19 protein-coding genes are annotated in these 20,921 nt (G+C 72.8%); 10 read left to right on the top strand and 9 right to left on the bottom strand.

The features are described 5' to 3' along the window. Positions 1-235: 235 nt before the first annotated feature. Complete coding sequence (locus tag DC008_RS27250) at positions 236-1,192, top strand: ABC transporter substrate-binding protein (RefSeq protein ID WP_108709208.1); 957 nt, start codon at positions 236-238, stop codon at positions 1,190-1,192. Between the two features lie 92 nt (positions 1,193-1,284). Here DC008_RS27250 and DC008_RS27255 read toward each other — a convergent pair whose 3' ends face one another. The 6 genes from DC008_RS27255 to DC008_RS27280 form a co-directional block, all read right to left on the bottom strand. After that, positions 1,285-1,644 (bottom strand): DUF742 domain-containing protein, encoded by a 360-nt coding sequence (locus tag DC008_RS27255; protein ID WP_108709209.1) that lies wholly within the window; start codon positions 1,642-1,644, stop codon positions 1,285-1,287. A 1-nt stretch (position 1,645) separates the two neighbouring features. After that, positions 1,646-2,065, bottom strand: coding sequence for a roadblock/LC7 domain-containing protein (locus DC008_RS27260; protein ID WP_055624047.1), 420 nt, complete (start codon positions 2,063-2,065; stop codon positions 1,646-1,648). An 11-nt stretch (positions 2,066-2,076) separates the two neighbouring features. Further along, on the bottom strand, positions 2,077-4,389 hold the full coding sequence (locus DC008_RS27265) for a nitrate- and nitrite sensing domain-containing protein (protein ID WP_108709210.1): 2,313 nt from the start codon (positions 4,387-4,389) through the stop codon (positions 2,077-2,079). Between the two features lie 183 nt (positions 4,390-4,572). Continuing rightward, a complete protein-coding gene (locus tag DC008_RS27270) occupies positions 4,573-5,568 on the bottom strand; it encodes a substrate-binding domain-containing protein (RefSeq protein WP_108709211.1) in 996 nt (331 codons plus the stop codon). Positions 5,569-5,804: 236 nt separating this feature from the next. Beyond that, positions 5,805-6,215, bottom strand: a complete 411-nt coding sequence (locus tag DC008_RS27275) for a DUF6114 domain-containing protein (RefSeq protein WP_108710881.1) — start codon at positions 6,213-6,215, stop codon at positions 5,805-5,807. Further along, the gene (locus DC008_RS27280) at positions 6,215-6,874 is read right to left on the bottom strand and encodes a DUF6230 family protein (RefSeq protein ID WP_108709212.1); all 660 of its coding nucleotides are present in this window, start codon (positions 6,872-6,874) and stop codon (positions 6,215-6,217) included. Before DC008_RS27280 ends, DC008_RS27275 begins: the two co-directional genes overlap by 1 nt. Before the next feature lie 599 nt (positions 6,875-7,473). On the opposite strand from DC008_RS27280, the gene DC008_RS27285 reads away from it, so the two are divergent. Beyond that, on the top strand, positions 7,474-8,127 hold the full coding sequence (locus DC008_RS27285) for a Tat pathway signal sequence domain protein (RefSeq protein WP_108709213.1): 654 nt from the start codon (positions 7,474-7,476) through the stop codon (positions 8,125-8,127). An 18-nt stretch (positions 8,128-8,145) separates the two neighbouring features. Here DC008_RS27285 and DC008_RS27290 read toward each other — a convergent pair whose 3' ends face one another. Further along, positions 8,146-9,090, bottom strand: a complete 945-nt coding sequence (locus DC008_RS27290; protein ID WP_108709214.1) for a lytic polysaccharide monooxygenase — start codon at positions 9,088-9,090, stop codon at positions 8,146-8,148. Positions 9,091-9,529: 439 nt separating this feature from the next. On the opposite strand from DC008_RS27290, the gene DC008_RS27295 reads away from it, so the two are divergent. Further along, positions 9,530-11,329 carry a S8 family peptidase gene (locus DC008_RS27295; protein ID WP_108709215.1) on the top strand — a complete coding sequence of 600 codons (1,800 nt, stop codon included), beginning with the start codon at positions 9,530-9,532 and terminating at the stop codon, positions 11,327-11,329. Positions 11,330-11,468: 139 nt separating this feature from the next. Here DC008_RS27295 and DC008_RS27300 read toward each other — a convergent pair whose 3' ends face one another. Continuing rightward, positions 11,469-12,149 carry a ScbR family autoregulator-binding transcription factor gene (locus tag DC008_RS27300; protein ID WP_108709216.1) on the bottom strand — a complete coding sequence of 227 codons (681 nt, stop codon included), beginning with the start codon at positions 12,147-12,149 and terminating at the stop codon, positions 11,469-11,471. A 190-nt stretch (positions 12,150-12,339) separates the two neighbouring features. Here DC008_RS27300 and DC008_RS27305 point away from each other — a divergent pair, with 190 nt between their 5' ends. The 4 genes from DC008_RS27305 to cyc2 all read left to right on the top strand — a co-directional run bounded on the left by DC008_RS27305 (position 12,340) and on the right by cyc2 (position 17,492). Continuing rightward, the gene (locus tag DC008_RS27305; protein WP_108709217.1) at positions 12,340-13,281 is read left to right on the top strand and encodes a ScbA/BarX family gamma-butyrolactone biosynthesis protein; all 942 of its coding nucleotides are present in this window, start codon (positions 12,340-12,342) and stop codon (positions 13,279-13,281) included. Between the two features lie 74 nt (positions 13,282-13,355). After that, positions 13,356-14,003 carry a ScbR family autoregulator-binding transcription factor gene (locus DC008_RS27310; protein WP_108709218.1) on the top strand — a complete coding sequence of 216 codons (648 nt, stop codon included), beginning with the start codon at positions 13,356-13,358 and terminating at the stop codon, positions 14,001-14,003. 22 nt (positions 14,004-14,025) lie between these two features. Further along, the gene (locus DC008_RS27315) at positions 14,026-15,213 is read left to right on the top strand and encodes a damage-control phosphatase ARMT1 family protein (RefSeq protein ID WP_108709219.1); all 1,188 of its coding nucleotides are present in this window, start codon (positions 14,026-14,028) and stop codon (positions 15,211-15,213) included. Between the two features lie 116 nt (positions 15,214-15,329). Next, complete coding sequence (gene cyc2 / locus DC008_RS27320; protein WP_108709220.1) at positions 15,330-17,492, top strand: germacradienol/geosmin synthase Cyc2; 2,163 nt, start codon at positions 15,330-15,332, stop codon at positions 17,490-17,492. Between the two features lie 47 nt (positions 17,493-17,539). On the opposite strand, the gene DC008_RS27325 is transcribed toward cyc2, so the two are convergent. Continuing rightward, entirely contained in the window at positions 17,540-18,046 is a 507-nt protein-coding gene (locus DC008_RS27325) for a nucleoside deaminase (protein WP_108709221.1), read from the bottom strand. A gap of 68 nt (positions 18,047-18,114) precedes the next feature. Here DC008_RS27325 and DC008_RS27330 point away from each other — a divergent pair, with 68 nt between their 5' ends. The 3 genes from DC008_RS27330 to DC008_RS27340 all read left to right on the top strand — a co-directional run bounded on the left by DC008_RS27330 (position 18,115) and on the right by DC008_RS27340 (position 20,912). Next, entirely contained in the window at positions 18,115-18,690 is a 576-nt protein-coding gene (locus DC008_RS27330) for a PDZ domain-containing protein (protein WP_108709222.1), read from the top strand. A gap of 104 nt (positions 18,691-18,794) precedes the next feature. Further along, positions 18,795-19,922 carry an aminopeptidase P family protein gene (locus DC008_RS27335; RefSeq protein WP_108709223.1) on the top strand — a complete coding sequence of 376 codons (1,128 nt, stop codon included), beginning with the start codon at positions 18,795-18,797 and terminating at the stop codon, positions 19,920-19,922. Positions 19,923-19,982: 60 nt separating this feature from the next. Further along, positions 19,983-20,912 carry a phosphotransferase family protein gene (locus DC008_RS27340; RefSeq protein ID WP_108709224.1) on the top strand — a complete coding sequence of 310 codons (930 nt, stop codon included), beginning with the start codon at positions 19,983-19,985 and terminating at the stop codon, positions 20,910-20,912. Positions 20,913-20,921 lie beyond the last annotated feature (9 nt).

Genomic DNA, 20,921 nt, shown 5'->3' on the forward strand with positions numbered 1-20,921 from the left:
CGGTTCTGTGCGGGACAGTACCGTCCCTTCGGTGCTGTGACCGGAACTGTACGTCAAGATTCCGTTACACCACCCGAGCACGCCAGTCGTCCGGCCTTCACACCCTCGACAACTCCCCGACACATCGCACACTTTGAGGCCAATCGGTGACCTGGGGCCCCTTGACTGACCGAGAACCCGCTGGATTGGATCAGTGGAAAGGCTCTCCCAACCCCACCGAACCGGAACGGGAATCGTGACTTTCACCGCCCAGCGCAGCAGCTCCCTCAGGAACCATCCCGGCGCGGCCGCCCTCGCGCTCGCGGCCGCCGCGGCGCTGCTGACGGGATGTTCCTCCTCCGACGACAAGTCCGACCCCCTCGCCGAGGACAAGGCGAGCGGCGGCACCGTCGTCGTCGGCTCGAACAACTTCGCCGAGAGCGTCCTGATCGCCGACATCTACGGCGAGGCCCTCAAGGCCAAGGGCATCAAGGTCAGTTACAAGCCCAACATCGGCAGCCGCGAGACCACGTACGGCCTGCTGAAGAACGGTTCCGTCACGGTCCTCCCCGAGTACAACGGCTCGCTGCTGGCCTACCTCGACGCGAAGGCGCCGCAGGAGTCCGCCGAGGCCGTCAACGCCGCGGTGAAGAAGAAGCTGGACCCCAAGCTCACCCTGCTGGAGTCCTCCCCGGCCGAGGACAAGGACTCCGTCAGCGTCAACGCCGAGACGGCGAAGAAGTACGACCTGACGGCCGACTCCACGCTCGCGGACCTCAAGGAGGCGGCGCCCGACCTGCTGATCGGCGGCTCGCCCGAGTTCCAGACCCGGCACCAGGGCCTGAAGGGCCTGGAGTCCGAGTACGGCCTGAAGTTCAAGTCCTTCAAGGCGCTGGACGCGGGCGGCCCGCTCACCCAGGCCGCCCTGACGAAGAACACCGTGCAGGCCGCGGACATCTTCACCACGGACCCCACCATCACCAAGGAGGGCTTCGTCGTCCTGAAGGACCCGAAGAACCTCTTCGGCTTCGCCAACGTCACCCCGCTCGTCCACAAGAGCGGCCTGTCCGCCGAGGGGGTCGCGGCGCTCAACGCCGTCTCCGCCAAGCTGGACACCAAGACGCTCCTCGACCTGGACTCCCAGGTCCAGCTGGAGAACAAGGACCCGCTCGACGTCGCCAAGGAGTGGCTGAAGTCGGCCGGCCTGATCTGACGAGGCAACCGGCGCGCCGGTGACGGACCACCACCGTCACCGGCGCGTCCGCGTCTGAGCCCTTCCGCCTTCGCGCGGGCCGTCCCACCGGATCAGAGCCGGTCGAGGCCGTCCCGCACCTTCCGCAGCAGCCCCGGCTCGGCCGTCCCCGGCGTCACCGGGCGCGGGCGGTGCACGGTGATCAGACCGGCCTCCAGCAGATCGCACAGCATGATCGCGACAACGCTCACCGGCAGGTCGAGCCGGGCCGCGAGCTCCGCGACGGCCACCGGCCGGGCACAGCGCCGCAGGATCCGCGACTGCTCCGGCTGCGGACGCGGCGCCCGCTCCGGCGGCGGATCCACCGCCGTCACCCTGGTGATCAGGGTGAAGTCGGTCCGGCTGGGCCGGGTCCGGCCGCCCGTCAGGGTGAAGGGACGCACCAGCCGGCCCGCCGTATCGTCTGGGCCCACCTCACGCACCCGGGCCGACGTGCGCCCGCGGCGCCGCCGACAGGTGCTCCCCGATCTTCTTCACCAGCATGTTCATCTGGTACGCCACCACGCCGACGTCGGCGCCCTGGTTGGTCAGCACGACCAGATGGGCGCCGGGACCGGCGGTGGTCAGGATGAGATAGCTGTGCGCCATCTCGATCAGCGCCTGACGCACGGGACCGCCCCGGAAGTCCATGCTGACGCCCTTGCTGAGACTCATCAGACCGGACGCGGTCGCCGCCAGCCGCTCGGCGTCGTCACGCAGGAACCCCGTCGACTTGCTCACCACCAGACCGTCCTCGGAGAGCACGACGGCGTGGTTGACGCCGGCGACCCGCTCCACCAGTCCGGTGAGCAACTGGTCGAGCTGGGTGTCGGTGGCGGGGGTGGAGCGTGTCATGGCGGAGTCCTTCATGAGCGGTCGGACGGAGTGGCGGGCGTGGGGGAGGGGCAGGCGCCGGACGGTGCGCGGTCGCGGTCCGGCGGATCGGTGGGGCGTTCGTCGGCGGGCTCGGCGCCGTCCTCGGATCGGGCCCGGAGCGTGCCGCGCTGGAAGCCGCCGAGGGAGGAGGCGGCCCGCTCGGCCGTGAAGTCGTCGGCGGGGGCGTCCTCTTCGGCGGGCGGGGCCTCGGGGCGCGGCTCACCGGCCGGGGCCGCCCGCCGCACCCGGCGCGGCAGCGGCGTCAGCGCCTCCTCCGGTGCCGGGGCGCGGGCCGCGGGGACCTCGGGGACGGGAGCGTCCTCGTGCGGCTCGGGCGCCTGATCGCCGAGGTCCTTGTCGAGGTCCGGGTCCGGCACGTCCCGTACGACGACCTCGTGCGGGACGAGCACGATCGCGGTGGTTCCGCCGTACGGCGACGGGCGCAGGGTGACCGTGATCCCGTGCCGCCGGGCCAGCCGGGCGATCACGAACATGCCGAGCCGCAGATCGTCGGCCAGCGCCACCACGTCGAACTTCGGTGCCTCGGCCAACTGCGCGTTGAACGCGGCGTAGTCCTCCTCGGACAGGCCAAGACCGCGGTCCTCGACCTCCACGGCCAGCCCCTTCGCCACCATGGCGGCGCGCACCGCGACCGGGGCGGGCGCCGGCGAGTACAGCGTGGCGTTCTCGATCAGCTCGGCCAGCAGATGGATGACGTCCGCGACCGCGGGCGGCGCGATGTGCACCTCCTCGTCGTCGGTGTGCACCTCCACCCGCCGGTACTCGGCGACCTCGCCGACGGCACTGCGCAGGATGTCGATCAGGGCGACCGGCTCGCTCCAGCTGCGGCCGGGCCGCGCGCCGCTGATGACCACCAGGTTCTCCTGGTAGCGGCGCAGCTGGCTGGCCGTGGAGTCCAGGGCGTACAACCCCTTGAGCACCTCGGGGTCCTCGTGCGTGCGCTCCAGCGCGTCGAGTTCGGTCAGCTGGAGGTTGACCAGGTTCTGGCTCTGCCGGGCGATGCCCAGGATGACCTTCTGGAACCCGCGCCGGGTGTCGGCGAGTTCGACAGCGGTGTGCACGGCGGTGCGCTGCGCGGTGTTGAACGCCTGGGCCACCTCGCCGAGTTCGTCGCGGCCGTAGTCGAGCGGCGGCGTCGCGCGCTCCACGTCGACCTTCTCGCCGCGCTCCAGCCGGGCCACCACGTCGGGCAGCCGCTCCTCGGCGAGGGCGAGGGTGGCCTCCCGCAGTCCGCGCAGCCGCCGCGACAGCGAGCGGGTGATCCGCCAGGACACCCCGAGACAGAGCAGCACCGCCACCAGGCCGCCCGCGCTCAGCAGCGCGGCGGTGACCAGCAGCCCGCGCGCCTCGTCGGCGCTGCGGTCGAGGAGGGCCGACGTCTGCCCGCGGATCAGCCCCGTGTACGCGTCGGACACCTGGAGCAGCGCGGTCCGCCACTCCTCCCGCACGTCCGGGATCGGGACCTCACCGTCCCCGGTGGGGCGGGCCGCCAGCACCCGGTCCTCGACGGACTCCAGGGCGCGCCACTGCGGGCTGCGCAGGATCCGCTCGGTGCGCTCCTTCGCGGTGCCGGTCAGCGACGGGAGGATCTGGTCGGTGACGAGCCAGCGGCGGGTGCCGACCAGCTTCCCGAACTCGGTCCAGGTCTTCGCGTCCATCCGCCCCGAGGGGCCGGCCAGGGTCAGCAGCGTGTCCTCCTGGGACATCAACTCCGCCGCGTGCTCCAGCGAGACCAGCGGACCGGCCTGCGAGGTCAGATCGCCGTCGTCGACCTGGGACAGCTCCCGGAAGACATGGATCTGGTCGTCGATGACCGACGTGTACTGGCCCAGCGCCTGCGCGGGCGTGATGTCGCTGGGGCGGTCCACCTGGGCCCGGTAGTACTCCAGGCTGCCCGCCGACGCGACGACCGAGTACAGCCGTTCCTTGATCCGGTCGGGTGCCCGCTTGATGTCGTCGGACCGGTCGAGGAGTTCGGCGACGGCCTCGTCCGTACGGACGCGCTGGCCCTCCAGCGCCTCCCGGTCGCCCTGCGCGCGCGAGGCCAGCCACACCGCCGAGTAGCTGCGCTCCCGCTGCAGGGCGAGGGTGGCCTCGGTGCCCATGGCTCCGGTCGACTCGCTCAGCTCGGTCTGCGCCCGCAGCCGCATCCCCTCGGAGAACATCCGGACCGTCGTCACGCTCCACACGGCGGCGAGCGTCACACCGGGCACCAGGGCCAGCAGGATCAGGGAGAGGCGGATGGAGCCGAGGCGGCGCCGGGGACCTGTCCGTGGAGACATCGTCGTCCTTGGGCGTTCAGCGGAGGGCGGAGGTGGGCAGCGCGGGGGAGGGGGTCGTACGGGGGACCGGCGCCGGGGGTGACGGCGCGGCCGGTACGGCGCGGGGGGTGCGCAGGATGCTATCCGCACAAGTGACCGTCCGGGTCACGCGTGCCGAAACTTCGGCACCACCGCGCGAACTGTTCAGCGGGTACCGGCGCCGGCGAACCGGGCGACGGCGGCCACGTTCTTCCTGGTGACGAAGGCCGGACCGGTGAGCACCGGTTTCTCCCCGCCGCCGAGGGTGTTGCCGTTGGTCCGGTACAGCCACAGCGCGTCGACGGCCAGATAGCCCTGCAGATAGGGCTGCTGGTCCACGGCGAACCGCACGTCCCCGGACCGCACCGCCTCGACCAGGTCCTCGTTGAGGTCGAAGGTCGCGACATGCGCCGTGCTGCCCGAGTCACGCACCGAGCGGACGGCGGCCAGCGCGAACTGGGCGCCGTTGGTGACGACCTCGTCGATGGTCGGGTCCTGGCCGAGCCGGGCCGCGACGGCCGCGGTGACGGCGTCCGGATCGGTGCCGTCCACGTAGAGGTTCTCGCTGTCGCCGCCGAACGCCTTCTTCAGGCCGGCGCAGCGGGCCTCCAGGGAGACGTTGCCGCGCTCGTGGACGACGCACAGCGCGTGCCGTGCCTTCAGTTCGTCGAGCCGGTCGCCGACGGCGCGGCCCGCGACGCTCTCGTCCTGGCCGAAGAACCCGAGCAGCCCGGCCGAACGCCAGGAGTCGATACCGGAGTTGAGGCCGACGACCGGGATGCCGGCCGACCGCGCCTCGGCGACGGCCCGCGCCATCGCGCCCGGTTTCGCGAGGGTCACCGCGATACCGTCGACCCCCTGGCGGACCATGTCCCGCATCAGGGCGGCCTGCCCGGCGGGATCGGCGTCACTGGCGTACGTCAGGGCCACGCCGTCCTTCGCGGCGGCCGCCTCGGCGCCCTTGCGCACCAGGTCCCAGAAGGCGTCGCCCTCACCGCCGTGGGTGATCAGGGCGATCCTCGGCCCGGAGGAGCCGCCGGCCGCGTCCGTGCCCTTCCCGTCGTCCGTCCCGGTGCCGGAGCAGCCGGCCAGTACCAGACAGACGGCGGCCGTCCATATCGCGACCCGAGCGGAGGCGGACGACGGGCGTGGGGTGTACATGAGGGTGCGGCACCTCGCTGTGCGGCCGAGCAGGAGGAACGGACGGGAGCACGGCCGACGTCGCACGGCTGGGGTCCGCCGGCCTGCTGAACTCCCGCTGGGGCGGAGCCAATCGCGTGTGGCCACCGGTAGTCAAGTGCGTCACCACTGGGGGTGAGCCGTCGCGGCCACATCGTGATGAATCGCCCGTCGCGGACCCGCCCGGGTCCGCGGCCGCCCGGGCGTGTCCGTGCCGCTCAGCCCGCCTCGACGGCGGTGCGCCGGCGCTCCCGCCGGCTCCGCCGCGGCTCCTGGTCCGGCAGCCATCCGAACACCAGACAGCTTCCGATCACACCGAGGAGCAGACCGACCAGGAAGCCGCCGAGGTTGGAGGTGAGCCAGGTCCCCAGCGACACCAGGACACCGGTGATCGAGTAGAAGAGCCGCTGGGTGGGGTTGAACAGGGTGAGCAGGCCCAGCAGCACCATCAGCCCGGGCAGCAGATACCCGGCCAGCCCCTGCATGCCGATGTGCAGGACGACCTTCAGCGAGGCCTTCATCGTCAGCAGGATCCAGGCCCCGCCGAGGGCCAGCAGCAGCCCGCCCCAGAAGGGCCGGCCGTACCGCCACCGGCGGAAGGCGGCCCGCGCGCCCGCTCGCCCGTCCATCAGCACCCCGAGCCGCTGAACCGCAGCTTCAGCCCGGGCAGTTTGAACACCCCGGCGGTGGTGGCGTAGTTGGTCTGCCGCAGGTTCGCGATCCGCACGGTGTCGGCCTGCTGGCTGAAGACGCCGATGGGCCCCTTGGCCCCGCCCTTGGTCAGGGTGCTCGCGTCGTTGCCGATCTCGATGTTGTTGAACGCCGCGTCGCCGGACAGCTCGGTGGAGTCGGTCGTCAGATCGCTGGCGGTGACCTTGTCGGCGCCGCTGCCCGCGGTGATCAGCAGGTTGGTGCCGCCGAGGTCGACGCTCTGGCACAGCTTGGTCAGGGTGGCGTTCTTGATGGCGGAGGTGACGACGAGGACCTGGCCGCCGGTGTCGCCCTCGTTGGGGCTGCCCGGCGCCATCTCGTCGAGGCCGCCGAACTGCGCGAAGCCGGTGCCGTTCAGCTCCGTCGCGGTGACCGTGAACGGCATGCCGGAGATGGCGAACTGCACACCCAGCGCGCCCTCGGCGGTGAGCACCGCGAGGCCGGCGGCGACCAGGGTGGCCGGCACCGCCATCACGGCGGCCCGGCGGGCCCGGACGCGCCCGCGGCGGGCGGAACCGCTTTCCGGCGGCTCGGGGGTGTCACCGGCGGACGCGGTGACGTCGGAGGACGAGGCCATGACTGCTCCCAGGTGCGAAGGACACGGGTAGGGCATCAGCGGCACGTTGTCCTGGCGCGGACAGCGCCCGCGGCGCACGTCTCCTCGTCATCTCCCGGCGGATGCAAGGGCTTTCACGTACTCCGCGGTAGCCAAAGCCGGAAGTTACCGGTGGTTACACCCGAGGGTCAAGGCAGTTGTGGAAAAACGGTGTCGATGATGTGCCGCCCGCCCCAGAGGGCCGCACGGGGAGTGAGTCGAAGCAACAACTCCCGTACGTACGCTTGACGTTGACGTTCCCTCAGGTCTACAACTCTCGCAGGTTCCCCTGGATCCGTGGCGCCGGATCCCCGCCGCGTGGCCCCTGCCCGCGCTCCCGGACCGCATCTCCTTCACATGCCGCACACGCGCGTGGTCTTCCCCGCGCACCGTCACGGCCGCACCCCCCCTCGGCCGTGCCGGGCCGCCGCCGGTCCCTGGTACGGAGAAGGCGCCAGGCACCGGCGGCGGCGCACACCGCACGGTCCGCGTCACCCCCCACAGCCCCCCACAGGGCTCCCCGACTCCCTGGGCGACCTGAACCGCCCAGGGCTCCCCTACGAAAGTCGAGGTACACCCGCATGCGCACCCGTACCCTCACGACCCTGGCCGGCGCCGTCGCCGCGCTCACCCTCCCGCTGGCCGTCCCCGCCTCCGCGGCCGACGGCGCGGTGCTCACCGTCGGTTCCCCCGGCGGTGCCGCGGTCGCCGCCGGTGACGTCCTCACCGCCCCGCTGGCCGCCGGCAGCACCGCGACCTTCTACTCGAGCGCCACCGGCACCAGCGGTCTGACCTGTACGTCGTCCCGGTTCACCGCCGCCGTGACCGGCAACCCGGCCGCGCCCGGCACCGCCACGGAATCCGTCACCGCGCACACCTTCGACGCCGCCAGCTGCACCACCAACGTGATCGGCGTCCTCGGCGTCACCAGCATCACGGTCAACAACCTGCCGTACGACTCCACCGTCTCCTCGGACGGCACGGTCACGGTCACCCCGCCCGCCGGCTCCACCGTGCGTACCACCGTCGTGCTGCGCACCCTGCTGGGCAGCGTCAACTGCGTCTACCAGGCCCCGGGACTCACCGGCACGGCGAGCAACGACGACCACACCATCGCCTTCGAGCGGCAGCAGTTCAGCAAGGTGTCCGGCTCGTCCCTGTGCTTCGCCAACGGCTACTTCAGCGCCAAGTACGCCCCGGTGACCGGTGACGGCGAGGTGGTCTACGTCAACTGACGCCCCGCACGCGGGAGTTCACCTCCGGCGCAGCCGCAGGGCCAGCGCGGCGCCCCCGGTGAGCACCAGCACCGCGGCGGCGCCGCCCGCGAGCAGGGGCGCCGAGGCCCCCGTACCGGATGTGCCGGTGGACGCCACCGGAGCGGCGGCGGGGGTGTCGGCGCCCTGCGCGCGCGGGGCCGCGGAGGCGGTCTTCCCGGCCGCCTCGGAGGCGGAGGGCGTGGGCGACCTGGTGGCCGGCGCCTTCTTCGTGGGCTTCGCACTCGGCTTCGCGCTGCTGCTGGGCGTAGCCGCCGCGCCTCCCTTCTCCTCGGCCGGGAACACCACGTCCGAGCACGAGTAATAGGTGTCCGGCGTACTGGTGTTGCGCCACACCGTGTACAGCACATGCCGGCCCGACCGGTCCGAGGGCAACCGCACCGTCATCCGGTACGCGCCGTTCGTCAGCGCCGGGTCCTTGACCTCCGCGAAGGGCCGGTCCGGCAGATCGGACCACTTCAGGGGCTTCGCCGGGTCGTAGCCGGGCTTGGTGAGATAGAGCTGGAACGTGCCGGTGTGCGGGATCGTCGAGGCGTACCGCATCGTCAGGGTGGCGCCGGGGGAGAGCCGGGTCGACGGCCAGTCGGAGCGCGCGAGGTCGAGGCCCCGGTAGGGGGACAGTCCGCCGCTGCACAGCCCGCCGTCCGGCAGGACCTGCCTGTCCCGCCCGTTCACGTTCGCGATCCGCAGGTTGTCCCAGGCCGTGAAGGGCGCGCCGTTCGCCGCGACCGCCGCCCGGCACGCCGCCGACCGGGACGCGGCACCGCCCTCGGGGGAGCAGGCGTACACCCGGCTGACCGGATCCGTCGGCGCCCCGTGCGCCGCGGCGGGCCCGGCCGCCCACACCGTGAGCAGCGACGGCACGGCGACGGCGGCCGTCAGGGCGGCGACACGCTGCGAACTCTTCCAGGGCATCCGGGACATCCGGAACGACTCCTCGGCCGACGGGAACGGTCCCTGTCCAGTACGGGATCGGGGACCGGCGCGTTCAGTGCGCGACGACCCGGGGCAAAGCCCGCCATTACCGGTCCGGTACCGGACATCGAGGGTGGGTTTCCGGCCGGGTCGAGGGTTTCCCCTGTATTCCGATGACCTTCTCTTTGCCTATCGTTCCACCACAGCTGACCCACAGGTAACCCCGAACGGGTCCCAGCTCGCGCCAGGCCGGCCGCCACGCTCAGCACGTCGCACCGCCCCCACCGCACGTCGCACGACCCCCACGCACGTCGCACCACCCCCACCCGCGCCTCGGTCGCGTCCCCCATCCACGCCTTCCTGCGTACCCCCCGCCGCTTCGACGACGAAGCGATTCGACCGCCGCTCCGCGCTGCCCGGAGTACGGCCGGCCACGAAAGGCACTCCCTTGCGCACCTCCGCATCCCTCAGACGCAAGCTGATATCCGTCGCCGCGGTCTCCGCGACCCTCCTCGCGGGCGCCACCACGGTCGCCGTCGCCCAGGAACCCGCTCCCCCCGCCTCCTCGGCCGTCCCCACGGCCCGGACCGAGGCCGCCCCCGGCACCCCGGCCGAGCGCCTGATCGTCGGCTACGAGTCCGGTGCCGCCGAGGCGAAGAGCGACAAGGCCGCCAAGGCCGACGCCGCCGCCAAGGGCAAGAAGGCCGGCGAGGACCTCGGCTTCGCGCGCCGCCTCGGTTCCGGCGCCGCCCTCGTCGACCTCGGCGACGACGTCACCACCAAGGACGTCGGCGACGTCGTCGCCGCCTACCAGGCCGACCCGCAGGTCGCCTACGTCGTACCGGACCGGCTGAACAAGCCGCAGGCCACCCCGAACGACACCGAGTACGCCAAGCAGTGGGACCTCTTCGAGACCACCGCCGGCATGCGGGTGCCGGGCGCCTGGGACGTCGCCACCGGCACCGGTGTGACCGTCGCCGTCATCGACACCGGCTACGTCAGCCACTCCGACCTCGCCGCGAACATCGTCGCCGGCTACGACTTCATCTCCGACGCCACCGTCGCCAACGACGGCAACGGCCGCGACAGCAACCCGGCCGACCCGGGCGACTGGACCGCCGCGAACGAGTGCCAGTCGGGCGACCCTGCGTACGGCTCCTCCTGGCACGGCACGCACGTCGCCGGCACGATCGCCGCCGTCACCGGCAACAGCAAGGGCGTCGCGGGCATCGCCCACGGCGCGAAGGTCTCCCCGCTGCGCGTCCTCGGCAAGTGCGGCGGCTACGACTCCGACATCATCGACGCGATCACCTGGGCGTCCGGCGGCACCGTCTCCGGTGTCCCGGCCAACGCCAACGTCGCCAAGGTCATCAACATGAGCCTGGGCGGCGGCGGTTCGTGCACCACCGCGACCCAGAGCGCGATCAACGCCGCCGTGAGCCGGGGCACCACGGTCGTCGTCGCCGCGGGCAACAGCAACGCCAACGCCGCGAACTACTCGCCGGCCTCGTGCGCCAACGTCATCAGCGTCGCCGCCGCCGACCGGCAGGGCAACCGCTCCTACTACTCCAACTACGGCACCGTCGTCGACATCGCGGCGCCCGGCGGAGAGACCAACTCGGTGACCGCGGACGGCATCCTGTCCACGCTGAACTCCGGTGCCCAGGGTCCGTCCGGCGAGAACTACGCCTACTACCAGGGCACCAGCATGGCCGCCCCGCACATCGCGGGCCTCGCCGCCCTGATGAAGTCGGCGAACGCGTCCCTGACCCCGGCGCAGATCGAGTCCGCGATCAAGACCAACGCCCGGACGCTGCCCGGCACCTGCTCCGGCGGCTGCGGCGCGGGCCTCGCGGACGCGACGAAGACGGTGCAGGCGGTGAGCGGCGGCTCCACGGGGGGCACCACCTTCACCAGCACCTCCGCGCTGTCCATCCCGGACGCCGGTTCCGCGGTCGAGTCCCCGATCACCGTGTCCGGCCGTGGCGGCAACGCCCCCGCGGCCCTGAAGGTCGACGTGGACATCACCCACACCTACCGCGGTGACCTGGTCGTCGACCTGGTCGCCCCGGACGGTTCGACGTACCGGCTGAAGTCCTCGAGCGGCTCCGACTCCGCGGACGACGTCCGGGCCACCTACACGGTGAACGCCTCCACCGAGACCGCCGACGGCACCTGGAAGCTGCGGGTCCGTGACACGGCCGCGCAGGACACCGGCCGGATCAACAGCTGGAGCCTGACCTTCTGAGCCGACGTCCCACCAGGGACGCCATGAGCGGGCGGGCCGGTCGATGCGGATGGGGCATCGGCCGGCCCGCCGTCCTTCCCCGCCGCCGGCCCCCTTGCTCGGAAACCGTCACTCCGGTCCGAACCGATCACGGTCCGTGTCAGGCGTGGCCCACGCCCGCGGCCGTCGCGTCCGCCGGGGCTTCTGAGTCGAGGGCGGCGAGCACCCGCAGCCCCCGGTCGGGCTCCCGGTCGATCCCGGTCAGCAGGCCCGGCACCGCGATGCCCGGCAGCAGATGTCCCCACAACTGCGAGATCCGCTCGGCCAGATCCTCCCGGTCGGTCAGCGCCCTCGACATCAGCTGGATGCCGGCGAACGAGCCGACCAGCAGCTCCACCGTCTGCCGCGGCCGTACGGTCGGCAGCAACTCGCCCTGCTCCGACGCCTGTTCCATCACCCGGACCAGCAGGTCCGCCCACTGTCGGAACGCCCCCGAGTGGTCCACGCCGGACGGCGCGCTCTGGTCCACGGCGAGCCGCACGCTCCCCTTCAGCAGGGAGTTGTGCAGCAGGCGCTGCCCGAACACGAAGGTCATGTCGACGACTTCCTGCAGCTTGCAGGGGTGCGGCGGCACCGCGCCGAACGAGATCTGCTCGTCCAGCACGGCCTGGGCGAGCGACTCCTTGGAGGGGAAGTGGAAGTACAGGGCGCCCTTGGTCACCGCGGCGCGCTCCAGGACCATCGAGATGGTCGTGGCCGCGTACCCGTGCTCGTCGAAGACGGCCCCGGCCGCCTCCAGGATCACCTGCCGCGTTCTGATGGCGCGCTCCTGCCTCGCCATAACAGCCCCTTCGTCAGCCCGAGTCGGCCGGTGCGCCCCGTGTGCGCCGGAGCGGTGGGGCACGGGCGAGCGACCCGCGGCCGCATTGAAAACAAACCGGTCGCCTCGTACTCTAACGCTCGCGGCACGGGCACCTCGCCGCCTGTTCAGCGCACGTACGGGCACACGTCGGGGGACCCAAGGAGGGGACATGCCACCTTCGCGGCCACTCGCCACGACCCCGCTCGCCGGACTGCCCACGGCGCCCAACGGATTGACGGCCACGGTACCCCGCCAGCTCGTGCATCGCGCCTCGGTAGCCGAAACGTTTCTGACCGGGGCGGTCGCCACCGGCGCCGACCGATTCGACGTCTTCGCCGAGTGGCCGCGCACCCATCAACTGCTGGTCTCGCCCGACCGCTCCGTCTACCAGCCGCTGCTCGTCGCCGAGACCGTCCGCCAGGCCGGCACCCTGCTCGCCCACACCGCCTACGACGTCCCCCTGGGACACCGTTTCGTACTTCACGAGTTGGCGATGACCGTCCGGCCCGGCCTCCTCGCCGTGGGCCCCTCGCCCGCCGAGCCCCTGCTGCGGCTCGCCGTCACCGACGTCACCCGCCGCGGCGGCCGCCCCGCCGGATTCCGCTACGAGGCCGACGCGCTGCTCGGCGGGACGAGCGTCGCCACCGCGCGGGTCGCGGCGAGCTGGACCAGTGAGGCCGTCTACCGGCGGCTGCGCGGCGGCCGTTCGGCGGCCGACGTCTCGGCGTTGCCCGCACCTGCCGGTCTGCCGCCCGCCGTGGTGGGCCGTGCCTCGGCGGCCGACGTCGTCCTGGCGCCGGCCGCCGCGCCCGGCCGCTGGCGGCTGCGGGTCGATACCGGTCATGCTGTTTTCTTCGATCATCCCCTCGATCACGTCCCCGGGATGCTCCTGCTCGAAGCCGCCTGCCAGGTCCTGGCCGCCGACCCCGCGAGCCACGGCCGCACCCCCGTCTCCTTCGACTGCGTCTTCCACCGGTACGCCGAACTCGACCTGCCCACCTGGATGGAGAGCACCCGGCAGACCGGCCCGGACGGCGCACGGATCCGCATCACGGCCCGTCAGAAAGATTCCACGGTATTCGAGTGTGGGGTGGGGACCGAGGAGCGCTGAGATATCGTGTGCAGGGAGTAAGAAACAAACGGCATGTCCCGTTCTTTTCCGCCCCCTTCAGGAGTGTCCCCCCGATGGCGAGGCAGCTACGCGCCGAACAGACCCGCACCACGATCCTCACGGCCGCCGCCGAACTGTTCGACCGTCATGGCTATGAATCCACCAGTCTGAGCGACATCGTCGAACAGGCCCAAGTCACCAAGGGGGCCCTGTACTTCCACTTCGCGGCGAAGGAGGATCTCGCGCAGGCCATCATGGAGCTCCAGTCGCGGGCGTCCCGCCAGGTCGCCGCCGAGATGGAGGGACGCGGCTACTCCTCCCTGGAAGCCCTGATACGCACGACGTTCGGCATCACCCGGCTGTCCGTCGAGGGCCCCATCCCGCGCGCCGGACTGCGCCTGACCACCGGGGGAGTGGTGATCCGCCCGCCCCTGCGGCACCCGTTCACCGAGCTGCTCGACATCACCACCCGCCGGCTCGTGTCCGCCGCTCAGGAGTCCGACCTCCACCCGGACGTCGACGCCCAGGCCGCCGCCCACGCCCTGGTCTGCTTCTTCGTCGGCACCCGTGTCGTCGGCCGCTCCACGGAGAGCGTCGCCCGCCAGCCGCGCCGCGTGGCCGAGATGTGGCACCTGATGATCCGCGGCCTGGTCCCGGTGCCGCGCCGCGCCCGCTACCTCACCCTGGCGACACAGCTGGAACGGGAGCTCAGAGCCGTATGACCCGGGCGGTACGGTGAGGCGCATGCCCGAACGGTCCGACGCCCCGCTCCCGCCCGTCCTCCTCGCCGACGAGCCGGGCTCCTTCCCGCACGGCGTCCTCGCCGAACGGCATCCCGCGATCATCCGCCAGGTACGCGACGCGTCCCCCTACGGCCCCGAGCAGCGCCGCGCGCTGGACGCCCTGCTCGCGAACTGCCTCGACGGCGTCATCGAGCCGCTGCCCGCCGACGCCCACGACCGGGACCGCTGGGCCGCGTGGGGCGCCGGCGACCACACCGGACGGTCCTGGTTCGACGTGCCGTGGCTGTGGTCCGAGAGCTACTTCTACCGCCGGCTCCTCGACGCCGTCGGCTACTTCGCCCCCGGCCCCTGGCAGGGCGTCGACCCCTTCCGCCCCTCCAAGACGGCCGAGCTCGACTCCCCGGAGACCGACGAGGAACTGGCCGCCCTCGACGCCCTCACCGGCCGTCCCGCCGCCGAACAGGACCAGGCGCTCCTGCACGGCTCCCTGTGGGGCAACCGCGCCGACCTCAGCTTCCGGCTCGGGGCCACGGGCGGCACGGCCACCGTCGGCACCCCGCCCCTGGTCGCCGACGACAGCGACGTCCTCTGGTCGCTGCTCCCGCCCACCGGTACGGCCACCCTGTGCCTGATCGCCGACAACGCGGGACGCGAACTCGTCCCCGACCTGCTGCTCATCGCCCGGCTCCTCACCGAGGGGCGCGCCGCCCGCGTCCTGCTGCACGTCAAGCCGCACCCGTACTACGTCTCCGACGCCACGCACGCCGACGTCCTGGACGCCCTGCGCCGGCTGGTCGCCGCACCGGGCGCCGCCGGCGAGCACGGGCGCGTCCTGTGGGCGGCGCTCACCGACGGCCGTCTGACCGTGCGGGCCCACCCCTTCTCCTGCGCCCCGCTGCCGTACGCCGACATGCCCCCCGACCTCCGCGAGGAGCTGGCCTCGGCGACCTTGACGATCCTCAAGGGCGACCTCAACTACCGGCGGCTCGTGGGGGACCGGCGCTGGCCGCCGGCCACCCCGTTCACCGAGGTGACCGCCCACTTCCCCGGACCGGTCGCGGCCCTGCGGACCCTGAAGTCCGACGTCGTCACCGGTCTGGACGCGGACACGGAGGCGGCGCTGGTGGCCGCCGAGGGCCGGAAGTGGCGGACCGCCGGGACCCACGCCCTGATCCAGGTGCGGCCCTGACCCCGGAGGGCCACAACGCCCGCCCGGAAAGCCCTTCTTCGCCCCTGTTTCACGCGATGGTGTGATCATGTGCGGCCCGGAGGATGCCCGCCGAAGGGGGTGGGTAGGGCCGGGCCATGACGCAGCAGCCCTTCGAACTCCCGCACTTCTACATGCCGTATCCCGCGCGGCTCAACCCGCACGTCGACGAGGCCCGCGCCCACTCGACGGCGTGGGCGCGCGAGATGGACATGCTGGAGGGCTCCGGGATCTGGGAGCAGTCCGACCTCGACGCGCACGACTACGGCCTGCTCTGCGCCTACACCCACCCCGAGTGCGACGGACCCGCGCTGTCCCTGATCACCGACTGGTACGTGTGGGTCTTCTTCTTCGACGACCACTTCCTGGACATGTACAAGCGCACCCAGGACCGCGCCGCCGGCAAGGCCCACCTCGACCGGCTCGCGCTGTTCATGCCGATGGATCCGGCCACCCCGATGCCCGAGCCGGAGAACCCGGTGGAGGCCGGGCTCGCCGACCTGTGGAAGCGCACCGTCCCGGCGATGTCCGCCGACTGGCGCCGCCGCTTCGCCGTCGCCACCGAGCATCTGCTCAACGAGTCGATGTGGGAGCTGTCCAACATCAACGAGGGGCGGATCGCCAACCCCGTCGAGTACATCGAGATGCGCCGCAAGGTCGGCGGCGCCCCCTGGTCCGCCGGTCTGGTGGAGTACGCGCAGGCCGAGGTGCCCGCCGCCGTCGCCGGCTCCCGGCCGATGCGGGTGCTGATGGAGACCTTCTCCGACGCCGTGCACCTGCGCAACGACCTGTTCTCCTACCAGCGCGAGGTCGAGGACGAGGGCGAGCTCTCCAACGGCGTCCTGGTCCTGGAGACCTTCTTCGGCTGCACCACCCAGGAGGCGGCCGACATGGTGAACGACGTCCTCACCTCCCGGCTCCACCAGTTCGAGCACACCGCGCTGACCGAAGTCCCGGCCCTCGCTCTGGAGAAGGGCCTGACCCCGGACGAGATCGCCGCCGTCGCCGCCTACACCCAGGGCCTGCAGGACTGGCAGTCCGGCGGCCACGAATGGCATCTGCGCTCCAGCCGGTACATGAACGAGCGCGCCCGCACCAGCAGGCCCTGGCACGGGCTCACCGGCCCCGGCACCTCCGCCGCCGACATCGGCGCCCTGCTCGCCTCATCCGGCACCGAACGGCTGCGCGCCCACACCCATGTGCCGTACCAGCAGGTCGGACCGTCCCTGATCCCCGACTTCCACATGCCCTTCCAGGTGGAGCTGAGCCCGCATCTGCCGGGCGCCCGGCAGCGGCTCGTGGACTGGTCCCACCGGATGGGCATCCTCCAGGAGGGCGTCTGGGACGAGGACCGGCTCAAGGCCGCCGACCTCGCCCTGTGCTCGGCGGGCCTGGACCCCGACGCCACCGAGGAAGCCCTCGACCTCAGCGCGCACTGGCTCGCCTGGGGCACCTACGGCGACGACTACTACCCGCTCGTCTTCGGCCACCGCCGCGACCTGGCCGCCGCCAAGCTCACCACCGAGCGCCTGTCCGCCTGCATGCCCGTCGACGGCGGGGAGGTCCCGCTCGTCCCGTCCAACGCCATGGAACGCGCGCTGATCGACCTGTGGACCCGTACGACGGCGCCGATGACGCCCGAGCAGCGGCGCACCTTCAAGGACGCGGTGAACTCCATGACCGAGAGCTGGCTGTGGGAGCTGCACAACCAGTTCCTCAACCGCGTCCCGGACCCGGTGGACTATCTGGAGATGCGCCGGTCCACCTTCGGCTCCGACCTCACCATGGCGATGTGCCGTATGGGCCACGGCCCCTCGGTGCCCCCGGAGGTGTACCGCAGCGGCCCGGTGCGCTCCCTGGAGAACGCGGCCATGGACTACGGCTGCCTCATCAACGACGTCTTCTCGTACCAGAAGGAGATCCAGTACGAGGGCGAGGTGCACAACCTCATCCTGGTCGTGCAGAACTTCTTCGGCTGCGACTACCCCGCCGCGCTCGGCGTCGTCCACGATCTGATGACCCAGCGGATGCGGCAGTTCGAGCACGTCGTCGCACATGAACTGCCCGTCGTGTACGACGACTTCCAACTCTCGGAGGAGGCGCGGGACGCGATGGCCACGTACGTGAGCGACCTGCAGAACTGGATGGCGGGCATCCTCAACTGGCACCGCGAGGTCGACCGGTACAAGGCCGACTACCTGGCCCGCCGGGCCCACGGCTTCCTGCCGGACCGGCCGCCCGCGGTGCCCGCCCTCGGCTGACCCGGACGCCCCTGCCCCGTGTCGCACGGTGCAGGGGCGTCATCGGCTCAGTACTCCTCGCGGTCGGGCGCGGCCCGCCACGCGTCGAACGGCTCGGTGCTGTGCGGCAGGTCCAGCCGCTCGACCGACAGCGGCCACTCCACGTCGTCCCGCCGGGCGAACAGCTCGTGCAGGGCCGCGTCGTCGAACCCGGCCGCGGCGGCGTCATGCCGGTCGGCGCCGTACACGACCCGCTCCACACGCGCCCACAGGGCCGCCGTCAGGCACATCGGGCACGGCTCGCACGACACGATCAGCCAACAGCGCTCCAGCGAGACGCTCTTCAGCTCCGCGCACGCGGCCCGCAGCGCGCGCACCTCGGCGTGCGCGGTCGGGTCGAGGGCGGCGATGACACGGTTGGTGCCGGCGGCGACCACCTCGCCGTCCCGGACGACCAGCGCCCCGAACGGCCGCCGCCCTCCGCCACGCTCTCCGTGGCCAGCGCGACGGCCCGCCGCATCCAGACGCGCTCGGTCGTCACTGTCCCTCCTCGTGCCCGGCCCCGGTGGGGGCAGTCAGTCTCACTCGATCGTGGCTCGTCGTGCGCCGGTGCGCAGGGTAGTCACCTGCCGGAGGCGATCCGATGGAACAGACTGCGTTGCGACCCAAGCCCATGCCAGGTCAGGGGCCCGCCGACAAGGACCGGGCGGACGGGGGCGCACGGCGCCCGCACGCCGCGCCCCGCCGGCGCGGACGGCGCCTGGCGAACCTCGCCGCCGGGGTCCTCGCGGCCCTGGTCCTCGTCCTCGCGGGCGTCGGGCTCGGCACACTCGGCACCACCGTGATCGGCATGCGGGAACTCGCCGCGCTCCAGCGCCAGGCCGCCCCGAGCCCCAGCACGCCGAGCCCCGCCGGCACACGGCCCGCCTCCCCGGCGCCCGTGCCGGACGGCACCGGCGCGACGCTCGGGGTGGAGGCCGTCGACACACGCGGGCCGGGTGCCCTGGTCGTCGCCGTCCATGTCCCCGGCCCCGGCTACACGGCCGGACTGGTCCGCGGGGACGTCGTCCTCGCCGTCGGGAGGACCCGCGTCGACGACGCCGCCGACCTCGCCCGGGCCGTCTCCCGCACCCGCCCCGGCCGCCCCGTCACCCTGACGGTCCGCCACGCCGACGGCACCCGCCAGTACCTGAGGGCGACCCCGGGCGTCACCACATGACCACCCGCACGGCGGAGCCCGGGTTTGCGTGACCGGCTCGCGCCCGTGTCGTCCGGCGGGCAGGATGCTGCCCGTAGTCCTTTCACGCGCCCAGGGAGGCCCGGATGAGCGGTACCGCACCCGCGCCCTTCAGCGCCGACGACTACCGGGCCCGGATGGAGCGTGCCGTGCGGGCCGCCGGTGACGCGGGCCTCGCCGGGCTGCTGGTGGCGCCCGGACCCGACATGGTGTGGCTCACCGGGTACTCCCCGCCCGCCGACACCGAGCGGCTCACCCTGCTGGTCCTGACCGAGGACCACGGGCCCGTCCTCGTCGTCCCCGCCCTGGAGGCCGCGGACGCCGCGAAGGCCACCGGCGCGCCCGTCATGACCCTGCGCGACTGGACGGACGGCCAGGACCCGTACGCCGCGACCGCCGCCCTGCTCGACACGGGCGGCCGGTTCGGCATCAGCGACAACGCCTGGGCGATGCATCTGCTCGCCCTCCAGCGGACCCTGCCCGGCACCTCGTACGCCTCCCTCACCGACGCCCTGCCGATGCTGCGGGCCGTCAAGGACAAGGCCGAGCTGGAGCTGCTGGCCGCCGCGGGCGCCGCCGCCGACGCGGCGTTCGAGGAGATCCGGACGGTCCCCTTCGGCGGGCGCCGGGAGTCCGAGGTGGCCACCGACCTCGCAGAGCTGCTGCGGCGCTTCGGGCACTCCCAGGTCGACTTCACCATCGTCGCCTCGGGCCCGAACGGCGCCGACCCGCACCACGAGGCCGGCGACCGGGTCATCGAGCGGGGCGACATGGTCGTCCTCGACTTCGGCGGCCTCAAGGACGGCTACGGCTCCGACACCTCCCGCACGGTCCACGTCGGACCGCCCACCGACGAGGAGCGCCGCGTCCACGACCTGGTGCGCGCCGCCCAGGAGGCCGGGTACCGGGCCGTCCGGCCGGGCGCGGCCTGCCAGGACGTCGACCGGGCCGCCCGCGCGGTCATCGCGGCGGCCGGCTACGGCGAGCACTTCATCCACCGCACCGGGCACGGCATCGGCGTCACCACCCACGAGCCGCCGTACATGATCGAGGGCGAGGAGCAGCCCCTGGTGCCCGGCATGTGCTTCTCCGTCGAGCCGGGCGTCTATCTGCCCGGCCGGTTCGGCGTGCGCATCGAGGACATCGTCACCGTCACCGAGGACGGCGCCCGGCGCCTGAACGACACCACCCGGGAGATGGTGCTGGTCGACTGACCGGCGGCCCGCGCCGGAGCAAGGAGCCCCCGTCCACCCCCGAGCGACAACGGCGCGACCATGACCCAGGCACCGACACCCACCGCGGACACCGTCCGCCGGCTGGTCCGTTCCCTGCTCAAGGAGGGCACCGGCGACGCGGCCGGCCCCGAGATCCGGCCCGCCTCCCCGGGCGCCGACCCCACCACCTGGCTGGTCGGGAGCCGCCATGTGCTGCGGCTCGCCCCCGACCGGGAGGCCGCCGTCCGTCAGCGCCGCGAGCTGCGGCTGCGCGAGCTGGTCCGCCCGCACGTCCCCGTCGCCGTGCCGACGAGCGTCGCCCACGGCGAGTGGGCGCCCGGTCTGACGTACACCCTCGACACCCGGATGCCCGGCGCTCCCGGCACCGAGAACAAGGTGTCCGCGATCGGCGAGGCCGACCTGTCCGGGCTGCTCACCGGGCTGCACGAGATCCCGGTACGGCAGGCCGAGACGCTCGGCGTGCCGCGTACGGCCCCGCGCTCGCTGGAGACCCTGCGCCGCACCGCGGAGGAGGCCGCCGCCCGGCTGGCCGCCGCGGACGAGTTCGACGCGGAGCGCCTGCGGCAGCTGACCCGGCCCGCGGCCGTGCAGCTCGGGGCGCAGCCGAGCGCCGCCGTCCTCGTCCACCACGCCCTCACCGGCGACCATCTCGTCGTCAGCGCCGACGGCCGGGTGCGCGGTGTCCTCGGCTGGGACGGCAGCGTCGTCGGCGACCCCGCCGAGGACATCGCCGGGCTCGCGCTCGCCGTCGGCTCACCGGCCGCCGTCCGGGCCGCCACCCTCGCCGGCTACGGCGCCCGGATCTGCCTGCGGGGCCTCTGGCTGGCCCGGTGCGACGCGATCGTGCGGCTGGCGGCCCGGCTGGACGGGCGGGGCACCACCCCGCTGCCCGTGCTGCGCAGCTGGCTGCGCAACGCCTGGGAGGCGATCCTGCTGGAGCGCGTGACGGACGTCGACCCCGAGCCCTGACGGCCCCGC

The sequence above is a fragment of the Streptomyces nigra genome (assembly GCF_003074055.1).
Classification (GTDB): Bacteria; Actinomycetota; Actinomycetes; order Streptomycetales; family Streptomycetaceae; genus Streptomyces; species Streptomyces nigra.